The 20,747-nt window shown below is 40.4% G+C and carries 29 protein-coding genes; 20 read left to right on the top strand and 9 right to left on the bottom strand.

Going from position 1 to position 20,747, the window contains the following annotated elements:
• Nucleotides 1-28: 28 nt before the first annotated feature.
• Nucleotides 29-664, bottom strand: coding sequence for a PAQR family membrane homeostasis protein TrhA (gene trhA / locus ES896_RS17500; RefSeq protein ID WP_008346394.1), 636 nt, complete (start codon nucleotides 662-664; stop codon nucleotides 29-31).
• A 13-nt stretch (nucleotides 665-677) separates the two neighbouring features.
• Nucleotides 678-1,646 carry a sigma 54-interacting transcriptional regulator gene (locus ES896_RS17495; protein WP_017359698.1) on the bottom strand — a complete coding sequence of 323 codons (969 nt, stop codon included), beginning with the start codon at nucleotides 1,644-1,646 and terminating at the stop codon, nucleotides 678-680.
• 180 nt (nucleotides 1,647-1,826) lie between these two features.
• On the opposite strand from ES896_RS17495, the gene ilvA reads away from it, so the two are divergent.
• The 7 genes from ilvA (at nucleotide 1,827) to ypmT (ending at nucleotide 6,652) form a co-directional block, all read left to right on the top strand.
• The gene (ilvA, locus tag ES896_RS17490) at nucleotides 1,827-3,095 is read left to right on the top strand and encodes a threonine ammonia-lyase IlvA (RefSeq protein ID WP_045035067.1); all 1,269 of its coding nucleotides are present in this window, start codon (nucleotides 1,827-1,829) and stop codon (nucleotides 3,093-3,095) included.
• A 36-nt stretch (nucleotides 3,096-3,131) separates the two neighbouring features.
• Nucleotides 3,132-3,383, top strand: a complete 252-nt coding sequence (locus ES896_RS17485) for a YpmP family protein (protein ID WP_008346400.1) — start codon at nucleotides 3,132-3,134, stop codon at nucleotides 3,381-3,383.
• 184 nt (nucleotides 3,384-3,567) lie between these two features.
• Nucleotides 3,568-4,410: a DegV family protein gene (locus ES896_RS17480; RefSeq protein WP_135227108.1), complete on the top strand. Its 843-nt coding sequence runs from the start codon at nucleotides 3,568-3,570 to the stop codon at nucleotides 4,408-4,410.
• A 22-nt stretch (nucleotides 4,411-4,432) separates the two neighbouring features.
• Nucleotides 4,433-5,023, top strand: a complete 591-nt coding sequence (locus ES896_RS17475; protein WP_007500791.1) for a cytochrome c oxidase assembly protein — start codon at nucleotides 4,433-4,435, stop codon at nucleotides 5,021-5,023.
• Between the two features lie 69 nt (nucleotides 5,024-5,092).
• Entirely contained in the window at nucleotides 5,093-5,854 is a 762-nt protein-coding gene (locus tag ES896_RS17470) for an SGNH/GDSL hydrolase family protein (protein WP_017359696.1), read from the top strand.
• Between the two features lie 9 nt (nucleotides 5,855-5,863).
• A complete protein-coding gene (locus ES896_RS17465; RefSeq protein WP_007500787.1) occupies nucleotides 5,864-6,430 on the top strand; it encodes a YpmS family protein in 567 nt (188 codons plus the stop codon).
• 24 nt (nucleotides 6,431-6,454) lie between these two features.
• On the top strand, nucleotides 6,455-6,652 hold the full coding sequence (gene ypmT, locus ES896_RS17460) for a protein YpmT (protein WP_008346409.1): 198 nt from the start codon (nucleotides 6,455-6,457) through the stop codon (nucleotides 6,650-6,652).
• 188 nt (nucleotides 6,653-6,840) lie between these two features.
• Here ypmT and ES896_RS17450 read toward each other — a convergent pair whose 3' ends face one another.
• The 3 genes from ES896_RS17450 to ES896_RS17440 form a co-directional block, all read right to left on the bottom strand.
• The gene (locus ES896_RS17450; protein WP_017359694.1) at nucleotides 6,841-7,509 is read right to left on the bottom strand and encodes a DUF4397 domain-containing protein; all 669 of its coding nucleotides are present in this window, start codon (nucleotides 7,507-7,509) and stop codon (nucleotides 6,841-6,843) included.
• Between the two features lie 117 nt (nucleotides 7,510-7,626).
• Nucleotides 7,627-7,887: a hypothetical protein gene (locus tag ES896_RS17445; RefSeq protein ID WP_008346413.1), complete on the bottom strand. Its 261-nt coding sequence runs from the start codon at nucleotides 7,885-7,887 to the stop codon at nucleotides 7,627-7,629.
• A gap of 52 nt (nucleotides 7,888-7,939) precedes the next feature.
• Nucleotides 7,940-8,371 carry a MarR family transcriptional regulator gene (locus ES896_RS17440; RefSeq protein WP_007500780.1) on the bottom strand — a complete coding sequence of 144 codons (432 nt, stop codon included), beginning with the start codon at nucleotides 8,369-8,371 and terminating at the stop codon, nucleotides 7,940-7,942.
• Nucleotides 8,372-8,509: 138 nt separating this feature from the next.
• Here ES896_RS17440 and msrA point away from each other — a divergent pair, with 138 nt between their 5' ends.
• The gene (msrA, locus tag ES896_RS17435) at nucleotides 8,510-9,043 is read left to right on the top strand and encodes a peptide-methionine (S)-S-oxide reductase MsrA (RefSeq protein WP_046343804.1); all 534 of its coding nucleotides are present in this window, start codon (nucleotides 8,510-8,512) and stop codon (nucleotides 9,041-9,043) included.
• Nucleotides 9,043-9,474, top strand: coding sequence for a peptide-methionine (R)-S-oxide reductase MsrB (gene msrB, locus ES896_RS17430; RefSeq protein ID WP_041091280.1), 432 nt, complete (start codon nucleotides 9,043-9,045; stop codon nucleotides 9,472-9,474). Before msrA ends, msrB begins: the two co-directional genes overlap by 1 nt.
• A gap of 52 nt (nucleotides 9,475-9,526) precedes the next feature.
• On the opposite strand, the gene ES896_RS17425 is transcribed toward msrB, so the two are convergent.
• Nucleotides 9,527-10,555, bottom strand: a complete 1,029-nt coding sequence (locus tag ES896_RS17425; RefSeq protein WP_017367463.1) for an SDR family NAD(P)-dependent oxidoreductase — start codon at nucleotides 10,553-10,555, stop codon at nucleotides 9,527-9,529.
• Between the two features lie 253 nt (nucleotides 10,556-10,808).
• Here ES896_RS17425 and ES896_RS17420 point away from each other — a divergent pair, with 253 nt between their 5' ends.
• A complete protein-coding gene (locus ES896_RS17420; RefSeq protein ID WP_058214051.1) occupies nucleotides 10,809-11,531 on the top strand; it encodes an acylneuraminate cytidylyltransferase family protein in 723 nt (240 codons plus the stop codon).
• A 28-nt stretch (nucleotides 11,532-11,559) separates the two neighbouring features.
• Here the strand turns inward: ES896_RS17420 and ES896_RS17415 are convergent, their stop codons facing one another.
• Together ES896_RS17415 and ES896_RS17410 are read right to left on the bottom strand one after the other, a co-directional pair.
• On the bottom strand, nucleotides 11,560-12,522 hold the full coding sequence (locus ES896_RS17415; RefSeq protein WP_135227107.1) for a CgeB family protein: 963 nt from the start codon (nucleotides 12,520-12,522) through the stop codon (nucleotides 11,560-11,562).
• 15 nt (nucleotides 12,523-12,537) lie between these two features.
• Entirely contained in the window at nucleotides 12,538-12,939 is a 402-nt protein-coding gene (locus ES896_RS17410) for a hypothetical protein (RefSeq protein ID WP_007500770.1), read from the bottom strand.
• A 207-nt stretch (nucleotides 12,940-13,146) separates the two neighbouring features.
• On the opposite strand from ES896_RS17410, the gene cgeC reads away from it, so the two are divergent.
• The 7 genes from cgeC to ES896_RS17375 all read left to right on the top strand — a co-directional run bounded on the left by cgeC (nucleotide 13,147) and on the right by ES896_RS17375 (nucleotide 19,248).
• Nucleotides 13,147-13,467: a spore maturation protein CgeC gene (gene cgeC / locus ES896_RS17405; RefSeq protein WP_007500768.1), complete on the top strand. Its 321-nt coding sequence runs from the start codon at nucleotides 13,147-13,149 to the stop codon at nucleotides 13,465-13,467.
• Between the two features lie 18 nt (nucleotides 13,468-13,485).
• Nucleotides 13,486-14,781, top strand: coding sequence for a glycosyltransferase family 2 protein (locus tag ES896_RS17400; RefSeq protein WP_048003317.1), 1,296 nt, complete (start codon nucleotides 13,486-13,488; stop codon nucleotides 14,779-14,781).
• Between the two features lie 157 nt (nucleotides 14,782-14,938).
• Nucleotides 14,939-16,315, top strand: coding sequence for a sigma-54 interaction domain-containing protein (locus ES896_RS17395; protein WP_135227106.1), 1,377 nt, complete (start codon nucleotides 14,939-14,941; stop codon nucleotides 16,313-16,315).
• A 116-nt stretch (nucleotides 16,316-16,431) separates the two neighbouring features.
• Complete coding sequence (kamA, locus tag ES896_RS17390) at nucleotides 16,432-17,832, top strand: lysine 2,3-aminomutase (protein WP_008346434.1); 1,401 nt, start codon at nucleotides 16,432-16,434, stop codon at nucleotides 17,830-17,832.
• A gap of 2 nt (nucleotides 17,833-17,834) precedes the next feature.
• Nucleotides 17,835-18,116 (top strand): YokU family protein, encoded by a 282-nt coding sequence (locus ES896_RS17385; RefSeq protein ID WP_025207505.1) that lies wholly within the window; start codon nucleotides 17,835-17,837, stop codon nucleotides 18,114-18,116.
• Between the two features lie 79 nt (nucleotides 18,117-18,195).
• On the top strand, nucleotides 18,196-18,420 hold the full coding sequence (locus ES896_RS17380; RefSeq protein WP_003215834.1) for a YozE family protein: 225 nt from the start codon (nucleotides 18,196-18,198) through the stop codon (nucleotides 18,418-18,420).
• 147 nt (nucleotides 18,421-18,567) lie between these two features.
• Nucleotides 18,568-19,248 (top strand): hypothetical protein, encoded by a 681-nt coding sequence (locus tag ES896_RS17375; protein ID WP_008346441.1) that lies wholly within the window; start codon nucleotides 18,568-18,570, stop codon nucleotides 19,246-19,248.
• Here ES896_RS17375 and ES896_RS20450 read toward each other — a convergent pair.
• The gene (locus tag ES896_RS20450) at nucleotides 19,245-19,379 is read right to left on the bottom strand and encodes a hypothetical protein (protein WP_017359686.1); all 135 of its coding nucleotides are present in this window, start codon (nucleotides 19,377-19,379) and stop codon (nucleotides 19,245-19,247) included. The genes ES896_RS17375 and ES896_RS20450 overlap by 4 nt on opposite strands.
• A 119-nt stretch (nucleotides 19,380-19,498) precedes the next feature.
• On the opposite strand from ES896_RS20450, the gene ES896_RS17370 reads away from it, so the two are divergent.
• The 3 genes from ES896_RS17370 to ES896_RS17360 are packed head-to-tail and all read left to right on the top strand — an operon-like array spanning nucleotide 19,499 to nucleotide 20,701.
• Nucleotides 19,499-19,669 (top strand): YozD family protein, encoded by a 171-nt coding sequence (locus ES896_RS17370; protein WP_017359685.1) that lies wholly within the window; start codon nucleotides 19,499-19,501, stop codon nucleotides 19,667-19,669.
• A gap of 51 nt (nucleotides 19,670-19,720) precedes the next feature.
• Nucleotides 19,721-20,329, top strand: coding sequence for a phosphatase PAP2 family protein (locus tag ES896_RS17365; RefSeq protein ID WP_052320724.1), 609 nt, complete (start codon nucleotides 19,721-19,723; stop codon nucleotides 20,327-20,329).
• A 54-nt stretch (nucleotides 20,330-20,383) separates the two neighbouring features.
• Entirely contained in the window at nucleotides 20,384-20,701 is a 318-nt protein-coding gene (locus ES896_RS17360; RefSeq protein ID WP_007500756.1) for a YodL domain-containing protein, read from the top strand.
• Nucleotides 20,702-20,747: the final 46 nt, after the last annotated feature.

Raw genomic sequence — 20,747 nt, 5'->3', positions numbered from 1 at the left:
CATCCGAATGTGGATGCTGGTTTTTTAATCATGCTGGGATGTTGACGCAATAAAATAGAATGCAGAAGAACATGGATGCACTTCCACCGAGAACAAAGCTGTGCCAAATCGCATGATGATAGGGAATTTTCCGCCAAATATAAAAGATCGTTCCGACTGAATACAAAATACCGCCTAATAGTAAGAGGCTGAATCCAGCTCCTGTTAATTGAATGTACAGAGGTTTAATTGCGATGATAATCATCCAGCCCATTAATAAATAAACAAGGGTGGATACAATGATAAACCGTTTGACGAAAAAGATCTTAAAGACGATACCGCCTGCAGCGAGCGCCCATACGATTGCAAGAAGAGTATAGCCAAGTGCGCCTTTTAATGGGCCAAGCAAAAATGGCGTATATGTACCAGCAATCAATACATAAATCGCAGAGTGGTCAAGGATTTCAAATACATCTTTTGTTTTTTTGTGCCGAATGCTATGAAGCAAAGTAGAGCTTAAATAAAGCAGCAGCATCGACGCGCCAAATATCGAAAAGCTAATAATGTCAGTGACAGTGCCGTATTGAACAGCGAATAAAACGAGAAAAACAATGGCGGGAATGGATAAAATGACGCCAATGCCATGTGTAATCGCGTTGGCAATTTCTTCTTTTACAGTAAACAATGGATGTCCTCCTTTATTGAACCGGTATATAACCATCAAGCGACTTCAGAAATGAGAGACCTTCAAGTGTAATCTTCGTTCCAGCTCTGCCTTTCCCTTTCGTCACATAGGCTTTTTTCTCAAGATCATCTAATCGACTCCTGACTTGTTGAGGGGTCAGAGGGATGTCGCCTTGTTTGCTTAACTCAGACAAGATACGTCTGCTGGCTGCTTCTCCTTTTTCATTTAGAGACTTAATGGCTTCGAGTAAGAAAACAAATTCTTGTTTCTCCATAAGCGTGAGCTGGTGTTCTTCTTTTTTTCCTTTACCAGCTGTTTGTTGAGGTAATAATACAAAAGGTGGCAAGTGATGCAAGAAAACTGTTTGCCCTTCGAGGATCGCGGCTGCATAATGAACGATATTTTTGAGCTCTTGGACATTCCCTTCAAACGAATATTGCTGTAAGACTTCCCACACACTTGAGTCGATGTCAGGCGTCATGTTCAGTTCCTGAAAGAAAGCAGCGGTTAAAATAGGAATATCTGTTTTTCGATCTTCTAAGGGCGGGAGAGGGATATGAAGCACATTGAGCCGATAAAACAGCTCAGGTAAAAAACTGGACGAAACGCTCATCGCCTCTAATGATAAAGACGAAGAAGCAATGATTTTTGTTGCAGGAGAAACTTCGAGAAAACGAATGACCTGATGCTGCATAGGAATACTAAATGCGCTGACTTCGTCTAAATAAAGCACATGATTTGCCGCATGAGTAAATGCTTCCTGCAAAGTCACTTCATCTACAATGGGGCAGTAGATATGTTTCATCGAAGCCTGCGCAGCAAATGTATTGGCCATTTCTTTTGCAAAGCGTGATTTGCCTGTTCCAATTTCACCTGTGATCAACACAGGCTCATCGTTTTTCGTGAATTGTTTAGCCAAATGAATGGCGTGTTTTATATCTTGGTGTTCTCCATATATAGAAGCAAACGGATGTGTGGTCATCGAGCGATTCCTTTCTTTTGGTTCTAATTGGTTTTATTATAACACCCAATTAGAACAAATGTATAGAAAAACGAAAAAGTTCATGAAATTTATCTCCGATCCATGATCTATTGGTTTATTTTTTGAATATTCATGTTATAATGACAAATTAAATAAGGTTAAAGAGAAAGGATCTTGTACATGAAACCGTTGCTCAAAGAAAACACGCTAATTCAAGTGAAAGACATCTTAAAAGCCCATCAAAATTTGAAGGATGTAGTGATTCATACACCACTTCAAAAAAATGAGCGACTTTCTGAACGATATGAATGTAATGTCTACTTAAAAAGAGAGGACCTGCAAGTTGTTCGTTCTTTTAAATTAAGAGGCGCTTTTAATAAAATGAGCCAGTTGCCAAAAGAAAAACTAGAAAACGGCATTGTCTGTGCCAGTGCAGGAAATCACGCACAAGGCGTTGCCTATTCTTGCAAATATTTAGGTATCCACGGGAAAATTTTTATGCCTGCTACCACGCCAAGGCAAAAAGTATCTCAAGTGGAGCTTTTCGGAAAAGAATATGTTGACATTATCTTAACCGGAGATACCTTTGATGATTCGTATCATGAAGCAGTCAAATGCGGAGATAAGGAAAAGCGGGAATTTATCCATCCTTTTGATGATTTAGATGTCATGGCAGGACAAGGAACAACTGCTGTAGAAATATTAAATGATATCGAAGTGGAGCCTCACTTTTTATTTGCAAGTGTTGGGGGCGGAGGTTTGTTATCTGGCGTTGGCACATATATTAAAAATATCGCACCAGAAACAGAAATTATTGCAGTCGAGCCGCTTGGTGCCGCCTCACTTCATGCTTCCCATGAGAAAGGGGAGGTTGTCACACTTGATTCAATAGATAAGTTTGTAGATGGAGCAGCGGTTCAGCGGATTGGCGAAAAGACGTTTACGTCGCTTCAGTCCGTTGTCGATAAGATTAGTCTTGTACCAGAAGGAAAAGTATGCACAACCATTTTAGAGCTGTATAATCAATGTGCAATTGTAGCTGAGCCAGCGGGTGCTTTACCGATCGCGGCTTTAGATGCACATCGTGAGGAGATTAAAGGGAAAAATGTTGTTTGTATTGTCAGCGGAGGCAATAATGACATTGGCCGGATGCAAGAAATCAAGGAACGCTCCATGATTTATGAAGGTCTCCAGCATTATTTCATCGTTAATTTTCCGCAAAGAGCAGGTGCTCTCAGGGAATTTTTAGATGAAGTGTTAGGGCCAAATGATGATATCTCACGCTTTGAATATACGAAAAAGAATAACCGAAGCAAAGGGCCTGCGCTTGTTGGTATCGAATTGAAAGAAAGAGATGACTATGCAGCGCTGATTGACCGAATGAATAAAAAAGGCTTTCACTATGTTGAAGTGAATAAAGATCAAGATTTATTCCACCTATTTATTTAGGCTTAACAGATAATTGGAAAAGAGGATTGATCGTTTGTGCTGCTCAAAACAATATGTTTTAGACGGATGGATGGAGCTCAGATCAAGGTAACAGAAGTCCCTGTTTTAAAGGGAGATGAATCCTATGGTTTCATGCTCACCTTTAGACTTGAAGCTTTCTTGAAAAAAGTCTATGTATCTAAGGGAAAGAGGCATGTGTACTCTTTCAGGGAGGATGTGAAACGTAACGTCAAGTGGAGCACATATGAACAGATCTATCAAGAGCCTACATTGAAACACAATGCGTAAATAAGAATCTTTGTCAAAGGAGTAAAAGGCCGCTTCAAGTGCGCCTGCTCAGTTTGGCAAGGATTTTTTACATGAAAAGAAGAAAATGTGACAATTTCAAAAACGTTCTGACAGTTGTTTTGAAGATTGAAGGAAATAAGGTAATATCTTAAGTAAAGACTAAGACAGCAAGGATGAGACGATAGTGAAACAAATTAAAATTGTAACAGATTCAACTGTGGACCTTCCGCAAGAAAAAATCAATGATCTTTCCATTCATGTCATTCCGCTCAATATCTCCATTTCTGGGGTTGATTATATTGACCGAGTGAACATACAGCCAGATGAATTTATTGAAAAAATGGAGGCCGCTGAGGAACTGCCGAAAACGTCTCAACCTGCGATCGGTCAATTCGTCGAATTATATGAAAAACTGACGGCAGATGGAAGCGAAGTCATTAGTATCCATTTAACTGGTGGGATGAGTGGTACGGTTCAAACTGCTGAAAGCGCTTCTAAAATGGTAGACGGGAATATCACTGTCATTGATTCGAATTTTATTTCCTATGGTTTAGGGTTTCAAGTCACCAAAGCAGCAGAGCTTGCAAACAAAGGGGCAAGCCGTGATGACATCCTCAAAGAAATGGACAAAATTCGTCTTAAAACAAAGCTATTTGTCACAATCGATACATTAGAAAATCTCGTGAAAGGTGGACGAATTGGAAGAGGAAAGGCGCTGATCGGTTCACTTCTTCATATTAAACCAATTGCCAGCTTAACAGACGGCATATACACACCAGAAGCGAATGTGAGAAGTTACTCCGCTCTTGTCCGCTATTTGACAAAACAGTATGTACAGGCGGTGAAAGGGAAAACCGTTCAGGCAATTGGGATTGCACATGCAGACGCATTAGAACTTGCAGAAAAGCTTAAAGCAGCACTGCTTGATCACACACCTGATGCACTAGTTGACATCGCTTATACAACTCCGATTATTTCCTGTCATACTGGTAAGGGCGCTATAGGCTTTACTTTTTATACCGATTGATTGAAAAGGGGATGTAATTGTCATGTATACAAAAAGGGGAGCCTTATTTGGTGCGCTTACGATCATAAGCGTGCTTCTTTTAGTCTCATGTTCAAATGGACAAATCAAGGATGCATTAAATTATCAAATCCAGCCGTTTGAGTATCAAAACCAGGATGGTCAAAAGGTGTCGCTCGACGATTTAAAGGGGAAAGTCTGGGTGGCAGATTTTATTTTCACAAGCTGTGAAACGATTTGCCCGCCGATGACGGCACATATGACAGAGCTACAAAAACGGTTAAAAGAAGAAAAATTGGATGCGCACATCATTTCATTTAGCGTCGACCCAGAGGTGGATTCACCGAAAAAGCTAAAGGAATTTGCAAAAGCATATCCATTATCCTTTAAAAATTGGGATTTTCTCACTGGTTACTCGCAGTCAGCGATTGAAAAATTTGCAATGAAAAGCTTTAAGACGATTGTGAAAAAACCTGAAGACGAAGACCAAGTGATACATCAATCTCTGTTTTTCCTCGTTGATCAAGAAGGAAAAGTGATGAAAAATTATGATGGCGTTCAAAATACGCCATATGATGAAATCATCAAGGACATCAAAACACTGAATCGAAGCTAGCATAAGGATGTTCAAATGAGCGAAAACATGATACACTTTTTTAATCAGAAAAAGGAGGGACATCATCGTTTGAAGGCTCGTTTGATTTTGATTGTGATGTCTCTAGCTTTTGTTCTTTCTGCATGTTCCGCGCAAGAGGCTGGCATAAAGGATAAACTAGAAGACACACAAAACGTAAAAGAACATATTACGATCGCAGCGGTTGGAGATTCCTTAACAGAAGGAATCGGAGATCAAAATAAAAAAGGGTATGCAGGCATCACCCGTGACAAGATAGAAGCGGTGGACGGCGTACAGTCTGTTACATTAAAAAACTATGCCATTAAAGGCAGTAGAACGGTAGATTTATTAAAAAGATTAAAAGAAAAAAAAGTGCAGGATGGACTGAAAGACGCTGATTATATTTTCTTTACGATCGGCGGAAATGACTTAATGCATGTCGTCCGTCAAAATGTGCTCAACTTGACATTTGCTCCTTTTCAAAAAGAGCAAGGTCCTTTTGAAGAGCGTTTTAAGACCATTCTTGCTCAATTAAGAGAGCATAATGACCATGCAAAGATCATGTATGTCAGTATGTACAATCCTTTTAAGTTCAGCTTGTCTGAGCTGAGAGATATTGATGAGGTCGTAAAAGACTGGAATGCTGCTGCCGAAAAAGAACTAAAAAAAGACGGCAATGCTGATATGATCGATGTAGCAGATTTATTTGAAGATGATAAAGATGAAAAATTACTGGCAGATGATGATTTCCACCCAAACCAAAAGGGGTACTCTCTTATGGCAAATCGTTTATTCTCAGAAGTGAAAAAAGAAGGACTGCCGAAGGAATAGGGTGAAAAGATGAAAAAATGGAAGAGTTTATTTTTTATTTTACTGTCAATTAATCTATTGATTGTTCTTGTGTGCGGTATTTTTATGCTGCTGCCGAGCGATCAATCCGCTTCGAAAAAAGAAGTGAACAGCGAGTATGCTTTTAACATTTCTAGTTCAAAAGAATCACTCACTAGCTTTGTCAATGATTATTTGAAAAATCAAGGATCAAGCGATATGCCAGACTTTCATGTTGCAATTGACCAAGATGTGAAAGTAACAGGTGCAATCAAAGCTTTTTCTTCAACGATTAATGCAAATGTATCATTTACACCAACTGTTGAAGATAACGGGGATGTTCTGCTGAAAGTAGATGACTTTTCAATTGGGCAATTAAGCATCCCAATCAGTTTTGTTTTAAGCTACATGGGTCAATTCTATGAACTGCCTGATTTCGTTCATGTGAAACCAGACCAAAAAACGGTGGAAGTGCGCCTTTCAGAAATGCCGCTGACGAATGATATGTATGTCAAAGCGAACAAAATTGATCTTGAGAATGATGAAATTGAATTCTCATATTATCATCCAAAGCAATAGAACGTGTAAGTCAGGAGTGAAACGATGAAGCGAGTCTATCAATATTTTAGTTTACTGTCGCTCTTATTTGCTGCATACTTTGGCATGACAGCTGCCTCTCATTTAAAAGCAGAAAATATCGACCAGTTTTACTTAAATATCGCCTATTGTGCATTATTTTTAGGTACCATGATTCTTGCTTTTGATTTTCAAAAACAAGAAAAAGCTGAAGATGTCTCGTAAATAGCCTTTTCCATTTGGAAAGGCTATTTGTCTTCTTTTCAGCGTGATTGAAAACCTTTGCATTCTAGGAAGCACGAGTACCGGCGCGGAGTGAATGTGACATTCGTGAGCACCGGCACGCAGGACTGACACCGAATGAGAGGGTTTGTCTACACGCTAAGAGCCTTTTCCATTTGGAAAGGCTCTTTTTACATTTGGTGAGACAAGACGACTTTTGCCATTAGCTCTGGCTCTCCGTTGGCAAATCCATGAAGTAAAATAAGATAGGCCCGCTTTGTTTGCAGGTGAACTTTCGGAATATCTAGCAGTACACTTTGAGTACCGGCAGCTTTTAATTCAAAGTGATACTTATTCGGAGAGAAGTGGTGGGTTTGGGTGCCGTTTACATATCCGAGCTCCTTTGATAACATGCCTTGATCTCGTTCATATATATCAATGAAAGGGAGGTCTGGTGACAGCTGGATAAACGTGAGTGCTGATAGCTCATCTTGCTTAATCAGCGAGTCTTGCTTTTCTGTGAGCAGCGCAAAGCCGGTACGAGCTCCTGTGATACATAGCGTGTAAGTCTCGTTTCCATTAATCATCATACGAGAAGAAAGAATTCTTTCTTTTGTAGCCAGCTTGAATACTTCTATCTCATAAACACCCTCATCCCATTCCATATAAGCAGACAGCTGACCGTATGGTAGCTTTTTTTGGATTGGCTGCTGATTTACAAATACAGCAAGCTCACTTAAATCCGGTGCAGCGTGAAATAATCGAATAACAGCTTTGGAAATGGTGTTTCTCGGATGGTATGGGGGAAAGGTAGCTAATGGACGATATAGAAATTGATTCATCTCGTAGAGCTGCTGCACGTCTTTATCCCTTCTTTCTCTGCAATGTGTTTTTTGTAGCGTATGCAAGAAAGGGACGATCTGTATAGGCAAAAGAAACATAGAAAAAAGCCTGACACTTTTTGTCAGGCTCTCGTATTAAGAAGGAGATGAATATTGATGATATTCAGCCAACTTAATGAACGTTTTTTCATCCTCAATTAATCCGCAAACGCCGCACTGGACTTTGATTTTCGGTCCTTGATAGTTCATGTGAAAAGGAGAAAGCTGATCTCCTTCATATGTTTCGACAATCGCTCCAGTTGCTGGATCAAGTTTCACAGGTTCTGAATGCTGCTCGATGAGATTAAAACGCGTTCTGTTGGTTTTGCAGTTCGGACAAAGATATGGACTTGTCATGGTTCATTCCACCTTTTTATCCGTAGCATGTCCTCCACGCTAAAATCTATGCTTAATCCTTTTGACTTTTATCCAGCTTTTTAAATAATTTGATCATCGTTTTCAGTTCTTCATCATCAAATGATTCAAATCGTTCCATGAAGTATTCTGTTTTCTTTTTCTCAAAATGCTCAGTAATTTCCTTACCCTTATCGGTTAAGTGGATTTTGATGATGCGTCGATCCTCTTTTGAACGGATACGAGTGATCCAGCCTTTTTCTACAAGTGTGTCGGTTACAGCTGTAATATGGCTTGCTGATACACCGAGAATTGAAGCGAATTCCGTTACTTTTTTTGCGCCTTGTTCACGCAGCAGATTTAAAATGAGAAATTCATTCCGAGATAATTCGTTTTCAAGCAGGCTGTTAATTTCATAACGTATTTGCTTAAATACGGTTCTCAGTAAAGTATCCATTTCATACATCATTTGTTTTCTTTGTTCCAATCATTAAACCCCCATTATATTTTAAGATACGACAGAATGCTTTCTTTTGTTTTTAGGTATACAAGTCGTATCATTTTCATTATTTTTTATCATGTTATAATATGATGATACCATTTTTTAAATGAAGGGGGCACTAATATGTCTGAAAAACAAGAATTAGCCACATTTGCTGGAGGCTGTTTCTGGTGTATGGTTAAACCTTTTGATGAACAGCCAGGCATTATCAAAGTTGAATCAGGGTATACTGGCGGACATACAGTGAATCCAACCTATGAGGAAGTATGTACAAATACGACAGGCCATAGAGAAGCCGTTCAAATTACCTTTGATCCAGACGTTTTTCCGTATGAGAAGCTATTAGAACTATATTGGCAGCAAATAGACCCAACAGATGATGGAGGACAATTTGGTGATAGAGGAGAGTCCTACCGTACAGGGATTTATGTCCACAATGAAAAACAAAGGCAACTTGCAGAAACATCAAAAGAGCAGCTGAGCCAAAGTGGAGTTTTCCAAAAGCCAATCGTGACAGAAATTTTAGAGGCTGGTCCTTTTTATCCTGCTGAGGAATATCATCAGCATTATTATAAAAAGAACAAAATGCACTACGAACGATACCATGTCGGTTCGGGCAGAGCAGGTTTTATTCAATCTCATTGGAGTGATAAATAATGGCTAACGAAAAAGAGCAGCGCATCAAAGAATTAAACCGAATGCAGTACGAAGTGACGCAAAATAATGGAACTGAGCCGCCATTTCAAAATGAATTTTGGGATCATAAGGAAGAGGGCATTTATGTAGATATCATTTCAGGCAAACCATTGTTTTCTTCTTTAGATAAATTTGATGCCCATTGCGGCTGGCCAAGTTTTACAAAGCCGATTGAAGATCAAGAGGTAGAAGAGAAAGTAGATACGAGCCATGGCATGGTGCGGACAGAAGTTCGCAGTAAGACGGCCGACTCTCACCTTGGTCATGTATTCCCAGACGGCCCAGGGCCAAACGGTCTTCGGTATTGTATTAATTCTGCCGCTTTAAAGTTTATCCCGAAGGATGAGCTTGAAAAAGAAGGCTACGGTCATTTGAAACACATCTTTCAATAATTGATTTAAAAATCGTCACATGGAAGTCAGCTGCTTCCGTGTGACGATTTTTTTATTTTTTATGGTGTGTATGATGTAATTGTTCAATGATGTGAAACAGTTTCTCTTTTGTAATGAGCGGTGCTTCGTTTGATGTGTAATGGGTCAAATGGACTTTTTGAAAATGAGGGTGAAGATGTGGTCTTGGTAAAATGGCGTAAAATTGTTCATGTTCAAACAGTGCATCTCCCTCGTGAGGGAATGTGAGTTCCTCGTGAAGTTTTTCTCCAGGTCTTTTGCCGACAACGAGAATATCAGGAGAAGGAACGTTGATCTGACCGGCATATTCATGAAATGCTTTCAATAGATCAGCCAGTTGTAATGACTCCATCTTGAGGATGAATGTTTCGCCGCCTTTCATCATGATAGCTGCTTCAAGTGTGAGGGATACAGCTTCTTCGATAGACATAAAAAAGCGTGTCATCTTAGGATCAGTTACAGTTAGAGGTTGTTCATTTAACAACTGTTGAAGCATGATGGGGATGACGGAACCCCTTGATCCAAGCACATTGCCAAACCGGACAGAGCAAAACCTCGTTTTCTGATTTGAAATACTTTCATTCGCTTGAAAAAACAATTTTTCTGAAATTAATTTTGTAGCTCCCATGGCATTTGTCGGAGAAACCGCTTTGTCGGTTGAAATGTTCACAACATGACTGACTTCATGTTCAAGTGCTGCTTCGATGACATGCTGTCCGCCGATGATGTTGGTTTGGACAGCTTCAAACGGATTATCTTCGCAGGTGGGTACTTGTTTGAGTGCAGCTGCATGGAAGATGATATCTACCCCTTTGACAAGCTGCCTGACGCGGCTGGCATCCCTCACATCTCCAAGTGCAAATACAACCTCTGGATGCGCCGCATATTCATTTTTCATCATGTATTGTTTACTGTCATCTTTACTGAAGACAATGACCTTTTTAGGAGAGCAGGCTGTTAATTTTTTCACAATCTGCCGGCCAATCGAACCCGTACCGCCTGTGACCAAGATGATTTTGTCACGAAAAAAGGTCTTCAAACTCGTTTCTATTTGTTTGGACATATCTAATCCCCCAACTCTCATTTCTCTACTTTGCATCATATGTGAAAGAGAGGAAGACGTTTGAGGAAAAGAACCACTTCATGCATAAATTAGGTGAACCAATTATAACCATCTGCTTGATGACTTAATAGAATATGTAGAGATAGAAGATTAAGTAGAATAACGAGGCACCTGAAGACTTCAGTACGGCGATCAGTTCAGCTCTCAGAATATATTCACTGATACTGAGCTGCGCGAGGGGAGAAGATCATACATGTATAGGGGAAATCGTATTTTAGCCATGATACCAGCTTTTAGCAGCAAGCAGGGGCATCATGCTGAACACATTCGCGTATTGGCGGAGCGGCCGCTAATCTATTGGACCATTCAGCCATTATTACAAATGATTGAATTAGATGAAGTCATCGTATCTTCAGAGGATGTGAATACTCAAATCATTTCGTCCCACTATGGAGCAAATGTGATTGAACTGCCAAGCACACATGTGACGGAACAAACACCTTCTTTAGTAGCTGTGAAGCATGCACTTGCTTATTTAGAACGAGAGGGAAAGACGTTTGATATTGTTTTGTATTTGCATCCAGCATCACCACTAAGGCAGACGGCAGATATTGAGAACTGCTTGCAGCTTCTAGTAGAGGGAGGATATGATTGTGCGGCTTCTTTTACAGAGGCGTTAGAAAATCCAAATGAAACTTGGACACTTCATGACACCAATGAAGCCAGCCTGTATAAGGACAATCATTATTTTTTTGTACCAACTCAGGAGCACCCTTATACGTATGGACGTTTAAATGGAGCTGTCTATGCGTTTCATGTTCCATATGCAAAAGAATGCATTCATTCCTTTTTAGAAGGATCTGTTGGTGCATATATGATGGATCATGCGCAATCGCTTGTTGTGAAAAGTGAGGAAGATCGGAAAAAGGCAGAGAAGATTTTATTGGCTCGAAAAGATGCAGAAGGAACGGCATAAGATGATGGCAATTAGAAAAAGCGCCCGGTCATAGGGCGCTTTTGACTATTTCATAAAGTCTGTAAGGCAGCGTATCAAATGTGTTCCAGCGAACGACTTGCTCGTAATTGTTCTCTGCAACCGATTGTCTTTGTTGAGGATTTTTTACATAGTGCTCGACCTGCTTAATCAAATCGTTTTCATGTGTGTAAAAAGCGAAGCTTGAAAATGCCTGTGACGGTTGTAGATCTGTCAACTGAAAGCCTCCGCTTGCAGCGATATCAAATGCTCTGTTGTTGAGACTCATATTATGAACATTGGCTTTGTTTTGATTATAGGCAAATTGCGCGGGCCTGTGCGGATTCAGAACAATGGCTGATGTTTGATAGATGTCTGCCATCTGCTCGGGACTCAGCCAGTGGGTCATCAGTGAGAGATCACGATATCGTCTGCGTGATTTATTCAACACGCGATGCCACTCTTTTCCTGCTACGAGAATGCGCCATTTGTTTTGATGTAAGAGTGTATCGATGGCTTTGATGCGGTTTGGATAAGGGTAGCCAATGAGTGCAATGTCATAAATGCACGACTCATGTGGTGATTCTTTTTTCTGAAATACGTGTGTATTGGTTGGAATGGGAAAGTAGTGCGTGTGATCAGCGCCCATTTGTTTGTAAAATGACAAAGCACCTTCGTCAATCGTTAAGATCAGCTGTGCATCACTTACGCATGCAGCTGACACATCTATATAAAAAGGGTCTTCTGTCATCCACAGTACAACGGGGATCTTTTCTTGTTTGAATTGATGAAGCAGTTCTGTTGGAATATGATCACCGATCATCATGAAAACAAAATCCGGAGAGAATGTCCGGATTTTGTGCATATAAGCGGGTAGAGTTTCCCTTTCCACTTTGACGCATGAAAAGGGGGAATCAATGAAGCTATCTTCTATCCATTGATCGAACATCCGATAGATTCCACCGTAGCCAGAGCTGATATAAAGAAGCTTCATGATGGCCCTCTCACATTAAGATGTGAACGTAACACTTTCTACTTTATCTACATCTAATAGAGTCGTTGCAGAGCCTGTAGGTGTCACAGAGCTTTCTTGTGTGACGAAAACAACACCTGTTGAAGCATCGAATGATACGAATTGAACGGGTCCGATTAAGTCACCTGAGTCCATGACAATGCTAATGACTGTTCCAGGTGCAAGTCTTGCAAAAATCCATCTTGCTGGTTGAGATACGTCGAGTGTTGTAGCAGAATCTGAAGGTGATGCTTCAGCAGCCACCTCACTAAATAAATCGTTCAATTTTTCTTCCACTTGAACTCCTCCTTCTTCGAGATTAACTGTTAACGCATGACTAAGCGGTTTGAAAAACAGCTTTAACAGCTCTTTTTTTAATTCGGCACGCTTTTCGCTCATGTTTTCCCCATCCTTTCTTCATCCATTCAAACACACCACTATGTATATGCCGTTCTCTTTTTTTGGTATAAGCAGAATGCTCATTCCTTGTTCTTTTTTCATTTAATGACTTCACACATTTTTGAAAAATATTTTCAAATGCTGATGCTAAATGAAGTGATCCTCATACTCTAGTAAAGATCAAACGAGAAGAAAGAGGGAATCTGAATGGAATTTGAACAACTATTAAATGGCTGGAACGAAGAATTACTAGAAACAGAAGGAATACTTGAAGTTGTGTTGATTATACTTCTTCTTCATCTTTTAGAGGAAAGTGAGGAAGGGAGTGCGTCAGAGATTAAAGAATTGCTGCGCCCGTGGCTTGAGCTCGGCATTCCGCTGCCGCGTGTTCATTTAGTCAATGGAGATGTGCTGCAAAACGTGGTTGTCGTACAATTGTTTGACTCAGTAGCAGTCTTTAAAAATGCGACAAATCAGCTAAGAGTAAGTGTTCCTTATGTGAACATTGTCAGCTGGGGGGCTTTTTAATCTATTTAAAAAAGGATAATGGTCATGAAAGTATCAGTGATATTAACAAGCTACAACAAACCTGATTTCATTGAACGTGTGTTAAAGAGTGTGGTAGAACAAACGTATCAGCATTGGGAGCTTTTGATCATGGATGATGGCTCTGAACAAGAAACGATCCAAAAGATGCAGCCTTATTTAGTGGATAAGCGCATTCAATTGTATTCTCATCAAATTCATCCTGCAAACCGGCTGAAGACTGTACGTTATGCAACGCTAATTAATGAAGCATTAACACGTATAACAGGTGAGCTGGTTTGTTATGTAACTGATGATACAGTCTACAGAAAAGATCGTTTAGAGAAAATGGTCGAGGTTTTTCAATCGAAGCCTCACATAGATATCGTCTATTCCTCGCAGCGTGTCGTGCATGTGAATCAGCATTTGGTGGAAACGGCGAGCTTCGTTCGAGAAGCAGATCAAGTGTTGGAGCATGCATCCTTTCAAGTCGACCATTGCTCTGTTATGCATAGAAGCCGGCTGCTTTCGCTTATTCATGAAAAATACGGACAATACTGGGCCGACGAACCAAAACATTGGCATCATGCTGATTCTGTGTTTTGGATGAGACTGAATCATTTTGCTGCGTTCTTTCCATTACAAGAAGTACTAGATACCACATATAAAACGCCACAATCATTCCATCATATGTTTGCGAGTATGCCCTACGATTTAATTGACGGAACTGTGATTGAAAGAGATGGCGCTTATTATCAAATCGCTCACGGATGTCTCCATCTAATTGACAAGCGCTGGGTGAATGAAAAGAACAGGCGTGCGATTCGTGTTCCTTCCTTATGTACGATGAAATATGAAATGAACGAGCCGCTGACAGTTCCGAATTATACAGTCGTCACTGCAGATAACGGCAGAACATTTTATTATATTGAACATCAGACAAAAAGACGGTTTGCTTCAAGACGTGATGTGCAATATTTTCAGTTTCATCAAAAGGAGATTTACACGGTCACAAAACAGCAGCTGGAGACGTTTGAGGAAGGCAGCATCATTCAAGTATCTCCAATATTCAGCCCACCAAATAGACGGCTGTTTAAATGGAAACAAGATGTCTATTTATTTGTGCATGATACCTTTTGCCGAATTGTCCCTGAGGTAGTGAAAATATTTGCGTTTTACCATCAGCCAATCAAACTACAACCTTCTCAATTTGCATTTTTTCAAGAAGGAAAGCCAATTGTGCCGCTGTATATGGAGTCTCTTCAGGAATTTGACATGTCTCTTTATCAAACGTCAGGACGAAAGCACTCCTCATAAGTGGGGTGCTTTTTTTTAGAATTGACGAAAAAAGCAGGAGATCGAAAGGAAAAAGCGAAACGTGAAAAGGATAGGGGAACACGTTGAATATCATCAAGCCGCTGAAAATTGGGCAATACAGTGCCGGATTTTCGGCATAGAAAGTGAGGGGGAAATAGTGGGGAAGGTTGTCGAAAGAGCGGATTGGTTTGAATTAATTTTAGAAGCCATCGATGAAGCGATTCACGTTGTAGACGATCAAGGGGTCACCATCTTTTATAATCATAATGCAGCGAAGTTCGACTGTTTAGCGAAAGAAGAGGTGATTGGCAAGTACATACTGGATGTGTATCCTTCATTAACTGAAAAGACAAGTACACTCATGCATGTACTTAGAACAGGAAAACCCATTTATCATTCGTTGCAAACCTATTTGAATAAAAATGGAGAAAAAATTGAGACCGTCAACACCACACTGCCCATTATGGAAGGCAGTAAGTTAATTGGGGCGGTAGAAGTATCGAAGGATGTGTCGAAGCTGTCGGCGCTTTCGAATCGTTTAGATCAAAAAAAACGAACGGATGGTGCCGCGGAGACCACTCAAATGCTCGATTTTTCTTCATTTTTAACAAATGATCCACACTTAAAAGAGATGCTGGAGAAAGCGAAAAAAGCTGCTGCATATCCTTCGTCGGTTATGGTCTTCGGGGAAACTGGGACAGGAAAAGAGGTACTCGTACAAGCGATTGTTCATGCATCTGATCGGAAAGATCAAGTCTTTATCCCGCAAAACTGCGCTGCTCTTCCAGAATCGCTGCTTGAAAGTCTTTTATTCGGGTCTGTCAAAGGAAGTTATACGGGCGCAATAGATCGCAAGGGGCTGTTTGAATTAGCAGATGGCGGTACGCTTTTTCTTGATGAGCTGCAAGCGATGCCGCTTACGCTTCAAACAAAATTACTGCGTGTGTTAGAGGATGGTGTTGTCCGCCGGATAGGTGATGCAAAGGCGGTTCAAGTAAATGTCAGAGTGATTACTGCCCTCAATATCGACCCATTTGAAGCCGTTAAAAAACAAATGTTAAGAGAAGACTTATTTTATAGACTGCATGTGTCATCATTTCATATCCCGCCGCTTCGCACCAGGAAGCATGATATCCAGCTGTTATCCCGCCACTTTATTCAAATGTATCATCAGCAATTTTCAAAAAACGTCAACCGCCTTTCAGAAGAAACTGTCCAAGTATTTATGGCCCATCAGTGGCCAGGGAATGTCAGAGAATTAAAACATACGATCGAGCATGCCGTCTTGATGATGCCAAAGGAAGCAGAAGAAATCACCCCAGCATATCTCCCTGCCCATTTGCGGACGCATCAGATAGAAAGTCATCCACCAGAGTCCTCATTAAAAAGTCAAGTGACGTCATTTGAACAAACGCTGATTCAAGAAGCTTTAAGACAGCACGCAGGGAATATTAAGCAAACAGCAGCCGCTTTAAAGATTCCTCGACAAACATTGCAGTATAAACTAAAAAAATATACAGATGCCGAAAAGTAGGCACTTCAAACAGGTGAATGTGACGGAAAAGCTCCTTTTGTAAAGAATAGGGGCATTTTCCCATGTTGGCACATAACTTGCATAGTATAAAGTGAATGCTGATAGGGGGAATGGATATGAATCAAAAACTGTATCAACCTGCGCGACATTGGAAGGACATTGAACTTTGGAAGGACGTACCCGAGGAAAAGTGGAACGACTGGATTTGGCAGCTGACGCATACGGTCAAAACGCTTGAAGATTTAGAAAAAGTCGTGAACTTAACAGAAGAGGAAAAAGAAGGGGTGAAGATTTCCACGAAAACCATTCCACTCAACATAACACCCTACTATGCCTCACTGATGAATCCAGACGATCCAAGATGCCCAATCCGTATGCAGTCTGTACCGATTGCAGAAGAGCTTCATAAAACAAAATATGACCTCGAAGATCCGCTCCATGAAGATGAGGATTCACCTGTTCCGGGTTTAACGCACCGCTACCCAGATCGTGTGCTGTTTCTTGTCACAAATCAGTGCTCCATGTACTGCCGCTATTGTACGAGAAGGCGCTTTTCCGGTCAGATCGGGATGGGCGTGCCGAAAAAGCAATTAGATGCCGCCATTGGATATATTAGAGAAACCCCTGAAGTGCGGGATGTGTTAATTTCAGGCGGTGACGGGCTGTTAATTAATGATCAAGTGCTTGAATACATTTTGAAAAACTTACGAGACATTCCTCACGTTGAAATCATTCGAATTGGAACACGTGCACCGGTCGTGTTTCCGCAGCGAATTACAGATGAATTGTGTGAGATTTTAAAAAAATATCATCCTGTTTGGCTGAACACTCACTTTAATACAAGCATTGAAATCACAAAAGAAGCAAAAGAAGCGTGTGAGCGACTTGTCAATGCTGGCGTCCCTGTTGGTAATCAGGCGGTGATCCTAGCAGGAATTAACGACAGTGTTCCAATTATGAAGAAGCTGATGCATGATCTCGTCATGATTCGCGTCAGACCTTATTATATTTATCAATGTGATTTATCAGAGGGGATCGGCCACTTTAGAACACCAGTTTCAAAAGGCCTTGAAATCATTGAAGGCTTAAGAGGACATACGAGTGGTTATGCCGTGCCAAGCTTTGTTGTAGATGCGCCAGGCGGCGGAGGTAAGATCACCTTACAGCCAAATTATTTATTATCTCAAAGCCCTGAGAAAGTGGTCCTGCGTAACTTTGAAGGTGTGATCACCTCTTATCCGGAGCCAGAACATTACGTCGCAGGCCAAGCAGATGCGTATTTTAATGAAATCTATGAAGAAAAGAAAGAACCCGCCATTGGCATAACTGCTCTATTTGAAGATGAAGCAAGATCCTTTACGCCTGAAAATTTAAGCCGAATGAAACGAAGAGAGTCTTATGAAACGAATCCTGAACATGATACGCTCAAAAACAAACGTGAAAAACGAGATGAATTAAAAGAGAAGAAATATCAAGCCCAGCTCAAAAAAGAACAAACCGTAAAGGAGGAGAAATAACGTTGCTGACATGTGATTGGTGTGAGGAGAAGAAAGCGAACGCAGGACAGACCACAGTCTATTGGGAACTCATCACGGGCACACAATCGATTGAGATTTTGGAAACGCCTTCGATTTCTTGCACGCATTGCGGGATGACGTATCAGAAGGATGAGACAGTAAAAGAGATAGAAGATCAATTAATTTTAGTCGATCAAACAAAACTTCCAGAAAAAATCTCATATGCAGAATTAATGAGCATGGAGCGGTTATTAAAGCGTAATTACTTTGATTTTTCTTCATAAGTTGTACCTCCGCCTATACAAGTCATCAAATTCCTGTATAATATAACAACAAAATAGAGTGTCGCGGAGGGAAAAACAGGTGAAGTCGTTTTACCATTATTTAATGAAGTATAGACATCCAAAACCGAAGGATGAAATCAGTCATTTTGCAAATGCTGCTTATGAAGATCACAGCTTTCCTAAAGCATCCACTGATTATCATGAGCTATGTGCCTATTTAGAGTTAAATGGGGACTATTTAAGCTCCATGACGACATTTGACGAGGCTTTTGAGCAATACGAAGTAGAAGTCAAAAAAAAATAACACACACAACCGCTTGTTCCGTATGGAAGAAGCGGTTTTTTCATGAAGAAATAAAATGGCGTTTTGCATGGTGTGGTTGCCCATGCAGAATTCCTTGCGCCGGCATACGATACGTTAAGACCAAAAGTCGGGCAAGGGGGAGACAGAATGAAGGCGAAAGCACCAAAATATAAAGTAGGGGATATTGTCGTCGTTGTCATGTACGGCACAGTTGGAACGATAACAAAAGTCCATCAAATTGACCAGCATTATTTATATGAGGTCAATCATAATGAGGTGCTTTATTTTGAAACATCACTCCAGCTTTACGATGAGTACGACGGGGTGATAGTGGATACAGAAAAGCTGGACATTGAATATGAGTTCCTCATTGGCGATGTTGTATATGTAAAGGATTACGGGAAAGAGCTATTTAAAATCATTGGTCATCGGACTGAAATATGGCGTTACCTTGAAGATGGCTGGGAAGATGTCATTTATGAACTGACAAGGTTAAAAGACGGAGAATGGTTGGAAACAGAAGAAGAAGACTTGACGCTTGTTCTAAGGAAATATGAGATGGATCAGTTTGTTCATCAGCTTCTTTTTGTGCATTATGTTGGAGAAACCTCAAAAGAAATAGAGGAAGATATGGTGCAAACCGCTCTATTACAGTTAGAAGAGAAACAAGAAAGCGAAGCATCACTAGAATTTCTCGCTGTATCTATAGTGGATGAGCTTCTTGATATTTACAATGATTATAAAATTCTCTATGAATTTTTCAAAGACCCAGAATATAAGGATATGATGGACTTTATTTTGGAAAGTTTAAACGAGCATTTTGGTTAAAAGAAGACTTGTCCTAACACGAATAAAAAGTAAGGAACACAGAAAAAAGCAATCACATAAAACCATCCCCTCAAGATACGGCCCATCACCTGATCAAAAGTATGTCCATCTAAAATGCTTAACCATTTCATTGCCTCATGCCCCTTTTCTTTTCGTTTACTGCATTTATATGTATGGAATGAGCCATTATGACAAACTGTAATAAAAATAAGGCGACGTTCATACATCATAAAAAAGGAGGCGGAAAGCAATGAAAGAAGCAGATTTGGTGATTGATACAGAGGAAATTGCAGAATTCTTCTACACGGAGCTGGTCAAAAGAGGGTACATACCATCTGAGCTGGAAACGTTTGAGCTTGCCGATATTACATTTGAATATATGCTGAGGAAAGCAATGATAGTTGAAGAAGAGGCGTGGTAGGCACTATACTTTGAAGAGATTCTGAGTAGAAAGGGAGGGGAATTGTTTCGCGTGTATGTCATCATTTTTTTCCTTTTGTTTGGCGCCATCGCAGCGCTTATGGTGTCTGGCATGTTCCAGGAGTTGGACAACCAGATCATCTTATCGTTTGAAAACATCAGACTTCCTTTTTTAAATGATGTCATGCTGACTTTGACTGACTTTGGTATCAGTGCGCTGCTTGTCCCAATCATGCTCATCTTTAGCGTGGTGCTGTTTATGTATAAACGCTACCACTCTATTATGCTGCTTTTTCTACTATATATAGCAGAAAAAACGGTCAATCATGAACTGAAAGGACTGTTTGCTAGAGAGCGTCCAGCCTTTGATCATCTAGTGAATGAGACCTATTACAGCTTTCCGAGCGGACATTCTATGAATGCAGCAACGATCTATCCATTTATCGCCTATCTATTCATTGAAATGGTTCCGTGGCTGAAAAAGAGACAAAAAGCAGTCTACATGGTGACAGGATGTTGTGTGCTGATGATCGGCATCAGCAGGATGTATATCGGTGTGCATTATGTCACTGATGTAGCAGGGGGCTTTGCGATAGGACTAGCTTTATTTCTCATATGTAAAAAGATTGACGAAAAATTGTCCGTCATTCGACAAAAATAGAAGAAGGAAATTCATAGATCCCAGCCAATTTTATATAAAAGGGGAGGGATTTGAATGCAATTGACGTTGAGATTTTTTCAAAAGAAACCTTCAGCTTATCACTTAACCATTTATCAAACACCTGAATATGGTGCAGAAAGCGGACATCAGCCTGTGTACCGGACAAAGATTGGCGGCAGGACACACCTTGATGTACTGGAAAAAGCATTCTCGACATTTAATGTACAAGATACAGTCCCTAATGATTACAATGCACGGTTTATCACAACAGGGGATATCGTTGTGATTGATGACCAGAAAAAAGGGAAGTGCTACTACCAGCTCTTTCCGGCAGGATGGAAACGCAGTGAACGCCTAATGACGATGAGTTAAATATAAACGACGATGCCAGCTTTACTTTCAGCTGGTATTTTCTTTT

This window comes from Bacillus sp. 005/A4HT-01/001 (assembly GCF_004634445.1).
Classification (GTDB): Bacteria; Bacillota; Bacilli; order Bacillales; family Bacillaceae; genus Bacillus; species Bacillus altitudinis.
This window is presented reverse-complemented; position numbering and strand designations above follow the sequence as displayed.